We start from the raw sequence: 14,536 nt of genomic DNA on the forward strand, positions 1-14,536 counted from the left end.
AGAAGGCTAGTCGCGCGTCGCGATCGCCTTGTCGACGATCCGCGCGCCTGCTGGTCCCACGATATGCCCGCCGAAGCGAGCGAGCAGAAAGGCTGCGACCAAGAGCAGTGGCAGCGCGAAGAATGCAGCGATAATCGCCGCAACCCCCAATCCAAAGAAAAGCGCTAGGAAGCTGCCGGTAAGCTCGGCCTGACCTTTGGGGCCGAGCGTTATCGTGCGCGGCCCCTTCGCGTCCCACCATTTGCTGGTTGTAACCGTCTTGCGGCCTGTCTGCGCCCGTGGCGGCCGAACGTCCCGCAGGGGCGCGGCGGAGCGTGCGGCGTGGTTCCCGTCGGCCCACGGCTGCCTGCGCTCGTTCGCCGCGAGGGCCCCCTCTACCCGGCTGGCGGCGGGCGAAACGGACGGCGGCGTCACACGTTCAATCCCGTCAGGGGCAAGATCCGAGGCGGCAGCTTCAGGCGGGCGGCTTGGAGGGCGCATTGGCTCGTGCCCCATGCGGCGATCGTGCGCTGCCATGCGTTCGGCGGCACTGGGCGGCGTGGTGCCTGTCTCCCTGTCGATCACCACAAGCCGCCCGCCGCGCTCGACGACAGAATAGCGGCTTGGTGGTGGACGGTCAGGCAACGCCAAACTTTTCCTTGAGCGCCAGCATCGCGAGCGCGGCCTTCGCTGCCTCGCCGCCCTTGTCCTTGCGCGTCTTGTCCGCGCGCGCGAGCGCTTGGTCTTCGTTCTCTACCGTCAATATGCCGTTTCCGATCGCCAGTCCGTCGAGCGTCAGCGCCATGATCCCGCGCGCGCTTTCGTTCGAGACCACCTCGAAGTGATAGGTCTCGCCGCGGATCACGACGCCGAGCGCGACATAGGCATCATAGCGCCCGGTATCGGACGCGAGCGCGATGGCGGCCGGAACCTCGAGCGCGCCCGGCACGGTTACGGTTTCGTGGCTGTGTCCCTCGGCCTCAAGCGCGCTGCGCACCCCGTCGAGCAACATGTCGTTCAAATGGCTGTAGAAACGGGCCTCGACGATGAGAACATGCGCCATTATTCGGCCTCCCCCGGGATCGATCGTTCGCCGACGATCGATAGACCATAGCCCTCAAGACCCACAATGTTGGTGTGCGACGGCGTCAGAAGCTCCATGGCATGGACCCCAAGATCCGCGAGGATCTGAGCGCCGATACCATAGGTCCGAAGGTCCATGCCCCCCGACGGTGGCGGGCTCGCTTCTGCCGCAGCCGAGCCGGGCAGGGGACGCATCAGCATTACGATGACACCGGCCCCGGCCTCGCCGATCGCTTCCATCGAGCGTTGCAGGCGGCGCTTCCTGGGTCCCGGCCGACCCATGATATCATCAAAGATCGAGACGGGATGCATGCGCACCAAGGTCACGCCTTCGGGATCGACGAGCCCCTTTTGCAACACCAGATTGACGCTACCATCGATCTTGTTGCGATAGGATTTGAGCCGCCACTCACCGCCATAATCCGATTCGAACGGTTCGTCGGAAACGCATTCGACCAGCCGGTCGGTGCGGTTGCGATAGGCGATAAGGTCTGCGATCGTCCCGATCTTCAGGCCGTGGCGGCGCGCGAAGGGAATGAGATCGTCAAGACGCGCCATCGTCCCGTCATCGTTCATGATTTCGCATATCACGCCGGACGGATTGAGCCCGGCGAGACGCGCAATGTCCACCGAGGCTTCGGTGTGACCGGCACGGACGAGCACGCCGCCGTCGCGCGCGATCAGCGGGAACACGTGCCCCGGCGTAACGATGTCGTCGCGGCCTTTCGACGCGTCGATCGCGACCGACACAGTGCGCGCGCGGTCAGCGGCGGATATTCCGGTGGTAACGCCCTCACGTGCCTCGATCGAGGTGGTGAAGGCGGTCTCGTGCCGCGTGCCATTGTTGCGGCTCATCAGTTCAAGTCCCAACGCCTCGACCCGGCTGCGCGTCAAGGTAAGGCAGATTAGCCCTCGGCCGTGCGTCGCCATGAAATTGATCGCATCGGGCGTCGCCATCTGCGCCGGAATGACAAGATCACCTTCATTTTCGCGGTCCTCGTCGTCGACGAGGATGAACATGCGACCGTTGCGCGCCTCGGCGATGATTTCCTCAGGCGTTGCCATCGGCGACAGGTCGCTCCCGTGCGCGAGCCAGTTTTCAAGCTTGCGCAGCGTGTCGGCGGTGGGGTTCCAGCTATCCGAATCGAGGTCGCGAAGGCTGTTCGCATGAAGGCCCGCCGCGCGCGCAAGACCTGAGCGGGACATGCTCCCTTCCACGACGATGGTGCGGATGCGGTCGATGAGTTGCGTAGACATGCGGCCGCCATTTCACATCATAATGTGATTGTCAATTCGCAACTCACATTGGCTGGCTCAGTTGGGGCCGAATGCAGCGCCCGAATCGCGCGGGGTCCCGTCGGCCTTGACATCGAGCAGCTCGAGCATCTGTCCGGTGCGGTCGTCGCGCTTTGCATAGTCGCGAGCAGACATGCCCGCGATATGATCGGCTTTGTCGGGATTGGCGCCGCGCCGCACGAGCAGTCGCACCATGGACGCGTTGCGCGACTGCACCGCCAGGATCAGCGCCGTTTCGCCTCGCCGGTTGGTCTGGTCGATCGGCGCCTTGCGGTCGAGCAGTTCGCTCGCGGCTTCGGGAAAGCCGATCAGCGCCGCGTGCATCAGCGGGGTCGTGCCTTGGCGGTCGGCGATCGAAGGGTCGGCGCCCTTGCCGAGCAGAAATTTGAGCCAGGTAAGATCGCGGCGCTTGACGACGATGGCGAGCGCGGTCTCCCCATTGTCGGGGCTGCGCGTATTGATGATCCGCGCGTCATTGTCCGTCAGGAGCTTGGTCGCCTTGTCGCCATCGCGGCTCTGGACGGCCTGCAGGAAGCTGTAGGTGTCGCTGAACTGCGCCGCCGCGGGCGATACCGCGAGTCCGGCAAGCAGGAAGAGCGAAGCGAAACGCAGCTTTGCGTGACGAGACATGAGCGACCTCGGTCAATAGGCGCCGCTGTGCGACGCAAAGGTTGATTTTCAGCGCCTACCCCCGCAAGGCTGGCCCGATGATGAATATCGTGAATATGGGCCAAAAGCTGTTTCGTGCAAGCCTGCTCCTCGCTTTCGGCGCGGCCCTGGCGGGCTGTGACGGTCCCGCGTCGGCACCCGCTGCGAGTCCGCCGCTTGAAGGCGCGCGGATCGGCGGACCCTTCACGCTGACCGACCAGAACGGCCGGAGCGTCCGAGACAGCGATTTCGCCGGCCAGTATCGCCTCATCTATTTCGGCTACAGCTTTTGCCCCGATATTTGCCCCGTTGACCTGCAAAAGCTGATGCGTGGTCTTGCCCGGTTCGAGAAGGACGCGCCCGAGCGCGGCGCAAGAGTGCAGCCGCTGTTCATCACCATCGATCCGGCACGCGACACGCCCGAGGCGCTGGGAGCCTTTGTCAGCCGTTACCATCCGCGCCTGCTCGGGCTCACTGGAACACCAGAGCAGATCGCGCAGGTCGCCAAAGCCTACGTCGTCGTCTACAACAAGGTCGAGGGATCGGCGCCCGATCGCTATCTGATGGCGCACACCCAGATTGCCTTTCTGATGGACCCCGAGGGCAAGCCGCTCGCGATGTTGCCGGTCGACGATCCCACGACCGATGGCGATGAGGGTGCCCCAGACAAGGTCGCCGCCGAGCTAGCGAAATGGGTGAAATAAGACCGCTCGCACGCCCCTTCTGGGAAGCGCCACTGGCGAGCCTCGACGCCGGCGAGTGGGAGGCGCTGTGTGACGGATGCGGCAAATGCTGCCTGCACAAGCTGGAGGATGAGGAGACGGGCCGTGTCTATCCGACCAATGTCGCATGTCGCCTGCTCGACCTCAAAACCGCGCGCTGCGGCGATTACAAGCACCGGCGCCGCCATGTCCCCGACTGCCTCACGCTGACCAAGGGCAAGGTCGCCGACATAGAATGGCTTCCGCAAAGCTGCGCCTACCGCCTGCGCGCCGAGGGTCGGCCGCTGCCCGAGTGGCATTATCTGGTCTGCGGCGACCGCGATGCCGTGCACCGCGCGGGCGAATCGATCGTCGGCTGGACGGTGAGCGAAGACGTTGCAGGCCCGCTCGAAAACCATCTGGTGCACCGTGTCGTCTGATGCGCGCTGCGCGGCCGATGGCCCGCATATCCGAATCGGCGATGCAGCCTGGCCGGTGCGCCTTGTCCCTCATGCACGAGCGCGTCGCTATCGGCTTGTTTTCGATGCCGCGCGCGCCGAGCTGCGGTTGACGCTCCCTCATCGCGCGAGCCGCGCCAAGGCGCTGCAATGGGCAGACGAGCAGCATGAGTGGATCGCCGCCCAGGTTGGCAAGGCCGCGGCGCCGGTCGTCGTCGGTCCCGGCACCTGCATTCCCTTCATCGGAATCGAACGCCGCATCGAGTGGGACCCAACGCGCCCCCGGGCGCTATGCCTCACCGAAGATGCCCTCATTCTTGGCGGGCCGGCCGAGACAGTGGGGCGCCGCGTCGAGCGCTGGATGAAGGCAGAGGCGCTGGTGTTGATGGAGCGCGAGAGCCGCGAGATCGCCGCGACCGCCGGGCTGCGGGTCGGGCGCGTCGGCATCGGGGACCCCCGAAGCCGCTGGGGCAGCTGCACTTATGCGGGCGATCTGCGTTACAGCTGGCGGCTGATTATGGCGCCGGGGCACGTCCGGCGCGCCACCGTCGCGCACGAGGTCGCGCATCTGCGCCACATGGACCATAGCGCGGCGTTTCACGCCTTGGTCGATACGCTTCACGACGGTGACGTTGCAGCGGCGCGCGGCTGGCTGCGGCGCGAAGGCCGCAGTCTGCATCGTTTCCGCTTTACGGCCTGACCTCGCCTCCCGCGTCGCCCTGCGGCGCGCGTGCTGGCGGAATGCGGACAGCCGGCGGGGCTGATCGGGGAGGGGGCGGTTGGACGGTCTTCGGTCCGCCGGTGCCCTCGGGAGGACGCCGACGCCCCGTTTGCTCCTCGATCCATTGCTGGTTGAGTACGGGGCCATCGTCGACAGGCGGCGGCGCGACGCCGTCTTCGGGGGGCAGGCCCATGCCGGGCAGCTCGATCGGCATGCCGTTCTCGTCAACGAGCCCGTCTTCTTCGGGCGCGCCGAACATCGCGCCGTCATCCTCTTCAAGCTGCCATTCGGGCAGCTTCACCTCGGTATCGAAAGCCTCGACAGGGCGCCGCGCCACAGCGATGCGCATATAGTCGGCAAAGGCCTTGGCGGGCGCCCGGCCCCCCTGCAACCCGCCGACCGGCTTCGCATCGTCGCGGCCCATCCACACGCCGGTCGTCAGTCCGCTCGAAAAGCCGAGAAACCAGCCGTCCTTGTTGCTCGATGTCGTTCCGGTCTTGCCCGCGACAGGCCGGCCGATCTGCGCTGCGCGTCCGGTACCGGTGTTCACCGCGGTCTGCAGTAGGTCCGTAATGCCCGCCGCGACCCAGCTGTCGACCAACTGCTGCCCGCCCTCGGGCTTGCGCTGATAGAGGAGGCGCCCGTCGGCGGTTGTCACCTTGGTGATGCCGTAGGGCTGAACCGACACGCCTCTGCGCGCGACCGCGGCAAAGGCGGCGGTCATGTCGATCACGCGAACCTCCGCGCTGCCCAGCACCATCGAGGGATGGGTGTTGATCGGCGTTGTGATGCCGAAGCGACGCGCCATATTGGCGACCGCTGAAAAACCGATCTCGCTTCCCAGTTTCGCTGCAACCGTGTTGACCGAATAGGCAAATGCGGTGCGCAGGCTCATCGGTCCGGCGAAGCGGCCTGACGAATTGCGGGGCGACCAGCCGCCAATCGTCACCGGCTCGTCGACCACTTCGTCGTCAACCTTATAGCCCGCCTCCAGCGCTGCCATATAAACGAACAGCTTCCACGCCGACCCCGGCTGCCGAACCGCCTGCGTCGCCCGATTATAGTTCGATGCGACATAGTCCGTGCCGCCCACCATCGCCCGCACCGCACCGTCGCGATCGAGCGAGACGAGCGCGCCTTGTACCCCGCTCGGGGCGTTGGCCTGGATTGCCGCGGTCGCCGCGCGCTGCATATCGAGGTCGATCGTCGTATAGACGTCGATCGGCTCATTGCCCTCGTCGATCAGCATGTCGAGCTGTGGCAGCGCCCAGTCGGTGAAATAGCGCGCGCTGTTCTGGCCCGTTTCCTGCGCCAGTTCCACGTCGGCAGGCTTGGCAGCATCGGCCTGCGACTGGGTGATCACTCCTGCATCGACCATGACCTTCAAGACAACCCCGGCGCGGCCCAGCGCCGCCTGTGCGTCGGCGGTCGGCGAATAGCGCGACGGCGCCTTTACCAGCCCCGCGATTACCGCAGCTTCCGACAGGCTCATGTCGGTCGCGCTATGGCCAAAAAAACGCCGGGACGCGGCGTCGATGCCATAGCTGCCGCCGCCGAAATAAACCTTGTTGAGATAAAGCTCGAGGATCTCGTCCTTCGAGAATTTCCATTCGAGCGCCATTGCCAACACCATCTCGCGCAGCTTGCGCGACCAGGTGTAGCTATTTGACAGAAAGACGTTGCGTGCGAGCTGCTGCGTGATCGTCGAGGCGCCCTGCATGCGCCGCCCACTGCCATAATTCTCGACCGCGAACACTCCGGCGCGCGCGAGGCCGACCGGGTCGACGCCGGGATGGTAGCGGAAGCGCCGGTCTTCGACCGCAACCATTGCGTCCTGCATGACACGCGGCGTCTCGCGCAGGGTCAACCAGCGTCCATAATTGGGGCCGAGCGAGAAAAAGATCGTGCCGTCGGCAGCGTGGATGCGCACGGTCTGGCCGGCGGGCGACTTCTTGAGTTCCTCAAAGCTGGGGATGCGCTGCGCTGCAATTCCAACCGCGACCGCGATGGCCACCAGAGCGACGATTGCAAGGCCGATGCCCCAGCGGGCAATGCGGCGCACCCAGACCCGCAGGCGGGAGGTTTCGCTACGGCCTGCTGGGCGGCCCTTTTTGCTTCGCGATGGTGATTTACCCGACGATGCCTGCTGTCTTTCGCGGCGCAAAGCCTCTGTTCCTTCCCTCGCCGCGCCCCTGCCGGTGCGGCCCGTTGACGTCGGCCCCCCGGCGGCTTTCCGCTATTGCCGGCTTTCTGCCTCTTCCTGCCCGCGCTCGGCGAAGTCAAGCGCTGCGCTGTTGATGCAATAGCGCAGTCCTGCCGGCCCGGGTCCGTCGGGAAAGACATGCCCGAGATGTCCCTTACACCGCGCGCAGCGTACTTCGGTGCGCACCATCCCGTGGCTGGTGTCGGTCAACTCGGTCACCGCGGCCTCGTTGGCCGGCGCCGTGTAGCTCGGCCAGCCCGAGCCGCTGTCATATTTGGTGCGACTGTCGAATAATGGTGCCCCGCAGCCCGCGCAGCGATAAATGCCATCGCCCTTGTGATCGACATATTTGCCGGTGAAGGCGCGTTCGGTGCCGCCTTCACGCAGCACATGGTGCGCCATTGGATCGAGGTCGCGGTCGGCTCTGGGATCGGTCATGGCATGAACTCCTCTGGGCGCGCCCGATGCCGGGACGCCGTTCTGCCCCTCATATCGTTCCGCGGCAGTCCCGTCGCAAGGGCCGTCTGTCCCTGCTTTCGACGCGGTGGGGCCGCCATGCGGTGATCAGCAAGGGCCGACGCCGTGCTCATAAGCATGATGGCTAGCCCCGCAGCACGGCGCCCAGTTTCGCGGCCGCGGCGACCACCTTGTCGGCAATCGCCTTGAGCTCGGGGTCGGTGAAACTCTTGTCTTGTGGCTGCAGCTCGACCTCTACCGCGAGGCTCAACTGACCCGAGGGGACGCCTTGGCCGGCAAAGCGGTCGAACAGGCGTGCATTGACGATGTTCGTCTTGTCGGCACCGCGGATCGCGCGGACGAGGTCCGCCGCGGCAAGCGTGTCGGGGGCGAGGAACGCAAAGTCGCGGCGCACCGATTGCAGCGCTGGCGGCGTGAAGGCCGATCGAGCCGGACCGCTCGCGCGCTTCGCGGGGGTCGCATCGAGAAAGATCTGTGCCGCCATCACCGGGCCCGCGACGTCGAAATGCCGGGTCAGCGCCGGGTGGAGCGCGCCGAACTCGGCGAGCACTGCCTTGGGGCCGAGACGCAGCGTTGCTGATTGGCCGGGATGCCAGATCGCGCCTTCGGCGATGGCCTCCATGACCTGCAACCGATCGGCGGGCGCCCCCGCCGCCTCGAGCAGCGTGAGCGCCGCGGCCTTTGCGTCAAAGGCGTCAAAGGGCGCGGCCTTTCCCGTCTGCCAATTGCGCGCGCGCTTCTCGCCGGTCATCAGCACCGCGAGCGTCGGACGCTCGGCGTCGGCGAGGTAGCGGCGGCCGATCTCGAACAGACGGATGCTTGCGGCGCCGCGGTTCTGGTTGCGCGCTGCTGCCGAAAGCAGGCCCGGGAGCAGCGAGGGACGCATGACCTTCATGTCCTCGCTGATCGGATTGGCGAGCGTCCATGCCCCGCCACCGAAGGGGGCTGCCTCGCGCTCCGAAACGAAGCTCCAGGTCACCGCTTCGTGAAAACCTGCAGCTGCAGCAGCGCGGCGAAGGCGGCGTTCGATCAATTGTTCGGTGGTAGCGGTCGGCTTTGCGACGCCCTCGATGCGCGGCAGCGGGGTCGATGGAATCGCCTCGAACCCGTGAATGCGCGCGACCTCCTCGACGATGTCAGCGGGGCCATCCATGTCGCGGCGCCAGCTCGGCACGGTGACCTGCCACAACGTCCCCAGCTCCATGATGGTGAAGCCCAACGCTTCGAGGATCGCGCGCTGACGGTCCTCCGGAATAGCGACACCGCCCAGCGTTTGCGCAAGCGCCGGGTCATAGTCGATGTGCCGTGAGGCGACAGGCGGCGTTCCCGCGCGCGTCACGGTCGAGGGGGTACCGCCACACAGGTTGAGAATATAGCCCGAGACAATCGCGGTTGCATCGTCAAGGAAAGCTGGGTCGACGCCGCGCTCGAATCGGCTGCGCGCATCGCTCGTCAGGCCAAGTGCCTGACCGGTCAGCGCGATACGCTCAGGGGTGAACCAGGCGATTTCGACGAGCACGTCGGTCGTCGTTTCGCTGCACCCCGAATGTTCGCCGCCCATGATGCCGGCGATGTCGTGGACGCCATTGTCGTCGGCGATCACTGTCATCGCATCGGTCAGACGATAGTCCTTGCCGTTGAGCGCCGTGACCGTCTCGCCCGCGCGCGCGCGCCGGGCGACGAGTGCGCCCGACAGCTTGGCGCGGTCATAGATGTGGCTCGGACGGCCGAGGTCGAACATCACGTAATTGCTGATGTCGACGAGCGCGGAGATCGAACGCTGCCCGATTGCCTCCAGCCGGCGCCGCATCCATTCGGGGGCGGTGCCGTTCGTGACGCCGCGGATCGTGCGGCCGTAAAAGGCCGGGCAGCCGTCGGGGTCGTCGGTCCGGATTTCGGTCGCGGGCGCCTCTTCGCCCTCGATCGTCGGGACGTCGAGCGGCTTCAGCGTGCCGAGCCCGGCGGCGGCAAGGTCGCGCGCAATTCCGCGCACGCCCATGCAATCCTGCCTGTTCGGCGTGATCGAAATGTCGATTACCGGGTCGTCGACGCCCGAATAGTCTGCGAAGGGCGTACCGACTGGCGCGTCGGCAGGCAGCTCGATGATCCCATCATGGTCGTCGCCCAGCTCAAGCTCGCGCGTCGAGCACATCATCCCGTTCGATTCAACGCCGCGCACGGCGGCGACCTTCAGCACCAACTTGGTGGCGGGGACGATTGCTCCCGGCAGGCCGAGTACGCCGACAAGACCCGCGCGCGCATTGGGGGCACCGCAGACGACCGTGATCGGTGCGCCACCGTCGCCGGTATCGACGCTGAGCACCTGCAGCTTGTCTGCCTGCGGATGCTTTTCGGCGGTCAGCACTTTGGCGACGCGAAATCCTGCGAACTTCTCGGCAGGATACTCGACGCCCTCGACTTCGTGGCCGATGCGATTCAGGGTCGAAACGACGTCGCCCACGGCGAAATCGCCATCGAGATGCTGGCGTAGCCAATCAAGGGTAATCTTCATGCCGAAATCCCCCCGGAAAGCGTCGGGACCGACAGAGCGCCAAATCCATAATGCGACAGCCAGCGGAGGTCGCCGTCGAAGAAAGCGCGCAGATCGTCCATGCCATATTTGAGCATTGCGAGCCGGTCGATGCCGGCGCCGAAAGCGAAGCCCTGCCATTCGTCGGGATCAAGCCCGCAATTGGCGATGACGCGGCGGTTGACCATGCCGCTGCCGAGCAGCTCCATCCACGCATGCCCTTCGTCGTCGCCCGACCCGCCGACGATGCGCCGACCCTTTTCGACAGCATAGCCGACATCGACTTCCGCCGACGGCTCAGTGAAAGGGAAATAGGACGGACGTAGTCGCAGCACGATGTCGTCACGCTCGAAATAGGCTTTGAGGAAGGTTTCGAGCGTCCACTTGAGGTGGCCCATGTGGATGCCGCGGTCGATGACGAGGCCTTCCACCTGGTGGAACATCGGCGTGTGCGTCGCGTCGCTGTCGCTCCGATAGACGCGGCCCGGCGCTATGATTCTGATGGGAGGCGCTTTATCCATCATCGTCCGGATCTGCACCGGCGATGTGTGCGTCCGCAGCAACATCGCGCGACCCTCGGCATCGTTCATTTGCGAGGGAAAATAGAAGGTGTCGTGCATCGCGCGGGCGGGGTGCGTCTCGGGAATATTGAGCGCAGTGAAATTGCGCCAGTCATCCTCGATCTCGGGGCCTGTTGCGACCGCGAAGCCCATGTCGGCGAAGATTTCCGCGAGCTCGTCCATTACCTGGCTTACCGGATGGACGCTCCCCCGCGGTTCATCGGCGGCGGGGAGGGTCATGTCGAGCCGCTCGTCCGCAAGCTTCGCCTCGAGCGCGGCGCCTTCGAGCGCGGCTTTGCGATCGGCAATCGCGGCGGTGACCGCTTCGCGCAGTGCGTGGATCTGCGGCCCCTTTTCCTGCCGCTCCTCGGGGCTCATCCCGCCCAGCGTCTTCAGCAGCGCCGAGACGCTGCCCGTCTTCCCGAGCGCGGCGACGCGCAGCGATTCGAGCGCGTCGAGGTCGGGGGCACCACCGATGTCGGCCACGAGACGGGCCTGCATGGCCGAATAATCACTCATCGTCGTTCGTCCTGCGGCGGCGGAGCGCAGGCGGCGCCGCCACGTATCTTGCCTGGTTTGTTGAGCTGCTGGCGGCGGAAGACCCGCTGTCGGCCCGCCGCCGCTTGCACCGAAGCAGCCGGGCGGGTCAACCCCAAGCATGGCGCGGCGCCCTAGCCCTGCGGACGGTGCAATCCCTGCACTGCCTCCCCTGCGGCAGCGGCGCGGGCGAGCGCGGCGGCGCCGAGGATGGGCTTCGAGCGCGCAGCATAGGTACGGGGGCTCATCCCCATGAAGCGCTGGAAGTCGCGGGTGAATTGCGCCTGATCGTGATAATGATGATCGAGCGTGGCGGTCCACGCCATCGATGGATCGAGCATGAAGCGCGCGAGGCTGCGCAGAAAACGCTGGCGGCGCAACAGCAGTTTCGGGGGAAAGCCGAATGCGCGGCGGCTCAGTCGTTCAACCGAGCGTTCGGAAAGATTGAGCGCGGCGGCAAGATCGGCGACGCTGCGCAGATCGTCATCGACCAGCGCGCAGTGCGCAGCGAGGATCGCGGGCTCGTCGGGAGGCGCCTCGGCAAGCAGCCCGACGAGATGCGCATCGATCATGCGCGCGTCCCTTTCGGGACTATTGGCTGCGGCGAGCAGGGGCCCGAGCGGCGCAAAGGCGGCAAAGGAGGGATGCGCGGCACCGTCGCAGAAACGATCGGCGAGCGCCTCGGCGGATAATGGAACAAATTTGGCCCATCCCATCGGCAGCAACCCAACGCCCCAGGCGCGCATTGTCCCCGCGGCGAAATAGGTCGCCATGCTCGTGGGTCCCGCCGCGATGAAGGCGGGGGCGACTGCGGGAGTTGCACCCGCGATCGCTGCCAGCGGCGGCTCACCCGCGATGAAGCGCAGATTGGCCCATTCGGGGTGGAGATAATCCTCCACCCGCTCTCCGGGAGGCGCGTCTATCTCGGTCAGATAGATGGTGCTGGCATAGGGGCGGAGTGCTGCGGACACAGGAAAGAAGCGCGTGGCGACGCGCGTCTCCGCTCCACCCGGTCCGGCCGCGGCGATAGCCTTCCCCACCGTCATCGGGGGATGGTGTCAGGTTCCTCGGAAAAAACAACAAGCTAGGCAGATGTTTGTCGGATTCTTACAATTTTTTCCGGCCATGGGGCGCTACAGATCGGCGCCTGTGGGCACGCCTTGTGCCAAATTGTGGGGAACTTCCGCCGGCCGTCAGCTTTCTGCGACCCACGGCTTATCGGTTCGGAGGGAGGGGGGCGATGAATCCTCGCGGATCATCGCCGAGACGGCGCGGGAGGTTCGCCTCCGGCGCCGTCTCATTTTGAGCCTATGCGCACATGAAAAGGGCGGCCCCGCCGGGACCGCCCTTTCGATTTGGCAATGCGGGCTGAAGCTCAGGCTGCCTCGGGCAGCGCTGCCTTCGCCTGCGCGACAATCGCGGTGAATACCCCGCCTTCATTCATCGCCAGGTCGGCCATGACCTTGCGGTCGAGTTCGATGCCGGCCAGCTTCACGCCGTGCATGAACTGCGAATAGGTCAGACCCTCGGCGCGGACCGCCGCGTTGATGCGCTGGATCCACAGTGCGCGGAAGCTCCGCTTCTTCACCTTGCGGTCGCGATAAGCGTACTGGCCCGCCTTTTCGACGGCCTGCTTTGCAACGCGGATCGTGTTCTTGCGACGACCGTAATAGCCCTTCGCCTGCTTCAGGATCCGGTTGTGCTTGGCGCGCGTCGTCGTGCCGCGTTTGATGCGTGACATGGTCTAGCGCTCCTTACTTCAGGCCGTAGGGCGCCCAGAGGCGCACATGGGCCGCGTCCGAATCGCTGAGCACGCTGGTGCCGCGGTTGGTGCGGATATATTTCGAATTGTGGCTGATCAGGCGGTGGCGCTTGCCGGCGACGCCGTGCTTCACCTTGCCCGAGGCGGTGAACTTGAAGCGCTTCTTCACACCGCTCTTGGTCTTCAATTTGGGCATTTTGGTCTCCTTTGGAAGTCCGTTTGGTACCGGCCTGGCAGCCCTTGTAGCCAGCCGATACAATCGGAAGGCGCGCGCTTAGGGGGATTCGCGCGGAAAAGCAAGCATTGCGATCTTTGCAGGCCCATCGGCGCGCGTCGTTCAGAAGCTCGCCCCGTCGACCTTCTGAATATGCAGCGCCTCAAGGTCGGCGCCGGGAACGCAGCGCAGGTTTACTGCTGCCATCTTCGACCCATCGGGGCCGGTGCCGACGGAAAAACCCTGGCAGCCGCACTCCGTGCAGAACTGGTGGTCGATATTATGCTTGTGAAACCGGTACGTCTTGAGCTTGTCGGACCCGCTTGTCAGGCGGAATTGGTCGATCGGCACGAAGCTCAGCAAAAAGCCCTTGCGCCTGCAGTGCGAACAGTTGCAGCTCATTGCTGTCCCGGGAATTTCGCCCTCGACAGTATAGGTTACCGCGCCGCAGTGGCAGCTTCCGTCATAGGCCATGGTCGATCCTCCCGGTCAGTGGTTGCAGGCGAGCCCCTCGATAACGTCCTCGAGCCGCGCGGGATCCCCCAGCGCGATGACATGGCCGTCGCTTTCAGCGTGGAGCGGCTCGCCATTCCAATCGCACATCGTCCCGCCTGCGCCCTCGACCACCGGCACCAGCGCCGCGAAATCATGAAGCTTTAGCCCCGCTTCGACAACCAGGTCGACATGGCCGCTTGCGAGCAGGCCATAATTGTAGCAGTCGCCGCCGAACACCATGCGCTTGTGTGCGGTCCGCGCGGCGAGCGCCATGAAATGCTCGCCGTCATGATCGGCAAAATATTGCGGCCCTGTCGTTGCGAGGGTCGCATCGGCGAGACTGCGGCAGGTGCGCGTCGCTGCGACCTTGCCGTTGAACAGTGTCGGCCGACCTGCCGCGCCCACCCAGCGCTCACCTGCTATCGGCTGGTCAATGATGCCGAGTAGCGGCCAGCCGTCCTGCAAAAGCGCGATCAGCGTACCAAAGATTGGCCGTCCCGCCATGAAGCTGACCGTGCCGTCGATCGGGTCGAGCACCCACTGGCGCGCGGCGCCGGCGCGCTCGGTGCCAAATTCTTCTCCGATGATACCGTCGCGCGGCGCCTCGGCCTCCAGCAAGCGGCGCATCGCTGTCTCGGCGCCGCGGTCGGCGTCGGTCACGGGCGAAGCGTCGGCCTTTGCCTCGTGCGCACAGTCGGCACGAAAGAAGGGGCGGATGGCCGCGCCCGCTGCATCGGCGAGGCGGTTGGCAAGCGCGAGATCGGATTCGAGCGACATGTGCGCAGCGCTAGCCGAGCCGCGCCGAGCCCGCCAGCCTCAACCGCGTCCAGGCCCAGCAGAAGAGGATTTTGACCTGTTTTACAATTCTCATA

Annotated in this window: 16 protein-coding genes; 3 read left to right on the top strand and 13 right to left on the bottom strand. The window is 65.5% G+C overall.

Features of this window, described 5'->3' with window-relative positions; genetic code table 11:
* Positions 1-6: 6 nt before the first annotated feature.
* Genes LH20_RS21045 through LH20_RS21060 form a run of 4 tightly spaced genes read right to left on the bottom strand, consistent with a single transcriptional unit; the run spans position 7 to position 2,988 of the window.
* Entirely contained in the window at positions 7-624 is a 618-nt protein-coding gene (locus LH20_RS21045) for a hypothetical protein (RefSeq protein ID WP_053555908.1), read from the bottom strand.
* Positions 617-1,042: a 6,7-dimethyl-8-ribityllumazine synthase gene (gene ribH, locus LH20_RS21050; protein ID WP_053555909.1), complete on the bottom strand. Its 426-nt coding sequence runs from the start codon at positions 1,040-1,042 to the stop codon at positions 617-619. Before ribH ends, LH20_RS21045 begins: the two co-directional genes overlap by 8 nt.
* On the bottom strand, positions 1,042-2,319 hold the full coding sequence (ribB, locus tag LH20_RS21055) for a 3,4-dihydroxy-2-butanone-4-phosphate synthase (protein ID WP_053555910.1): 1,278 nt from the start codon (positions 2,317-2,319) through the stop codon (positions 1,042-1,044). The genes ribH and ribB overlap by 1 nt, the downstream gene beginning before the upstream one ends.
* A gap of 57 nt (positions 2,320-2,376) precedes the next feature.
* Entirely contained in the window at positions 2,377-2,988 is a 612-nt protein-coding gene (locus tag LH20_RS21060; protein ID WP_053555911.1) for an ankyrin repeat domain-containing protein, read from the bottom strand.
* Positions 2,989-3,065: 77 nt separating this feature from the next.
* On the opposite strand from LH20_RS21060, the gene LH20_RS21065 reads away from it, so the two are divergent.
* Genes LH20_RS21065 through LH20_RS21075 form a run of 3 tightly spaced genes read left to right on the top strand, consistent with a single transcriptional unit; the run spans position 3,066 to position 4,865 of the window.
* A complete protein-coding gene (locus LH20_RS21065; RefSeq protein ID WP_144423627.1) occupies positions 3,066-3,710 on the top strand; it encodes an SCO family protein in 645 nt (214 codons plus the stop codon).
* The gene (locus LH20_RS21070; RefSeq protein WP_053555912.1) at positions 3,698-4,147 is read left to right on the top strand and encodes a YcgN family cysteine cluster protein; all 450 of its coding nucleotides are present in this window, start codon (positions 3,698-3,700) and stop codon (positions 4,145-4,147) included. The genes LH20_RS21065 and LH20_RS21070 overlap by 13 nt, the downstream gene beginning before the upstream one ends.
* Positions 4,137-4,865, top strand: coding sequence for a M48 family metallopeptidase (locus LH20_RS21075; RefSeq protein WP_235527053.1), 729 nt, complete (start codon positions 4,137-4,139; stop codon positions 4,863-4,865). The genes LH20_RS21070 and LH20_RS21075 overlap by 11 nt, the downstream gene beginning before the upstream one ends.
* Here the strand turns inward: LH20_RS21075 and LH20_RS21080 are convergent.
* The 9 genes from LH20_RS21080 to hisN all read right to left on the bottom strand — a co-directional run bounded on the left by LH20_RS21080 (position 4,855) and on the right by hisN (position 14,441).
* A complete protein-coding gene (locus LH20_RS21080; protein WP_053555913.1) occupies positions 4,855-7,050 on the bottom strand; it encodes a transglycosylase domain-containing protein in 2,196 nt (731 codons plus the stop codon). The genes LH20_RS21075 and LH20_RS21080 overlap by 11 nt on opposite strands.
* Positions 7,051-7,122: 72 nt before the next feature.
* Positions 7,123-7,527 carry a peptide-methionine (R)-S-oxide reductase MsrB gene (gene msrB, locus LH20_RS21085; RefSeq protein ID WP_053555914.1) on the bottom strand — a complete coding sequence of 135 codons (405 nt, stop codon included), beginning with the start codon at positions 7,525-7,527 and terminating at the stop codon, positions 7,123-7,125.
* Positions 7,528-7,690: 163 nt separating this feature from the next.
* Positions 7,691-10,078 carry a phenylalanine--tRNA ligase subunit beta gene (gene pheT / locus LH20_RS21090; protein ID WP_053555915.1) on the bottom strand — a complete coding sequence of 796 codons (2,388 nt, stop codon included), beginning with the start codon at positions 10,076-10,078 and terminating at the stop codon, positions 7,691-7,693.
* Positions 10,075-11,175, bottom strand: coding sequence for a phenylalanine--tRNA ligase subunit alpha (pheS, locus tag LH20_RS21095; RefSeq protein ID WP_053555916.1), 1,101 nt, complete (start codon positions 11,173-11,175; stop codon positions 10,075-10,077). The genes pheT and pheS overlap by 4 nt, the downstream gene beginning before the upstream one ends.
* 152 nt (positions 11,176-11,327) lie before the next feature.
* Positions 11,328-12,239 carry a helix-turn-helix domain-containing protein gene (locus LH20_RS21100; RefSeq protein ID WP_083455529.1) on the bottom strand — a complete coding sequence of 304 codons (912 nt, stop codon included), beginning with the start codon at positions 12,237-12,239 and terminating at the stop codon, positions 11,328-11,330.
* Between the two features lie 329 nt (positions 12,240-12,568).
* Complete coding sequence (rplT, locus tag LH20_RS21105; protein ID WP_053555917.1) at positions 12,569-12,934, bottom strand: 50S ribosomal protein L20; 366 nt, start codon at positions 12,932-12,934, stop codon at positions 12,569-12,571.
* A 13-nt stretch (positions 12,935-12,947) separates the two neighbouring features.
* Positions 12,948-13,151: a 50S ribosomal protein L35 gene (gene rpmI / locus LH20_RS21110; protein ID WP_053555918.1), complete on the bottom strand. Its 204-nt coding sequence runs from the start codon at positions 13,149-13,151 to the stop codon at positions 12,948-12,950.
* 141 nt (positions 13,152-13,292) lie between these two features.
* A complete protein-coding gene (locus tag LH20_RS21115; RefSeq protein WP_053555919.1) occupies positions 13,293-13,643 on the bottom strand; it encodes a GFA family protein in 351 nt (116 codons plus the stop codon).
* Between the two features lie 15 nt (positions 13,644-13,658).
* The gene (gene hisN / locus LH20_RS21120) at positions 13,659-14,441 is read right to left on the bottom strand and encodes a histidinol-phosphatase (protein WP_053555920.1); all 783 of its coding nucleotides are present in this window, start codon (positions 14,439-14,441) and stop codon (positions 13,659-13,661) included.
* Between the last annotated feature and the right edge of the window lie 95 nt (positions 14,442-14,536).

This window comes from Sphingopyxis sp. 113P3 (assembly GCF_001278035.1).
Classification (GTDB): domain Bacteria; phylum Pseudomonadota; class Alphaproteobacteria; order Sphingomonadales; family Sphingomonadaceae; genus Sphingopyxis.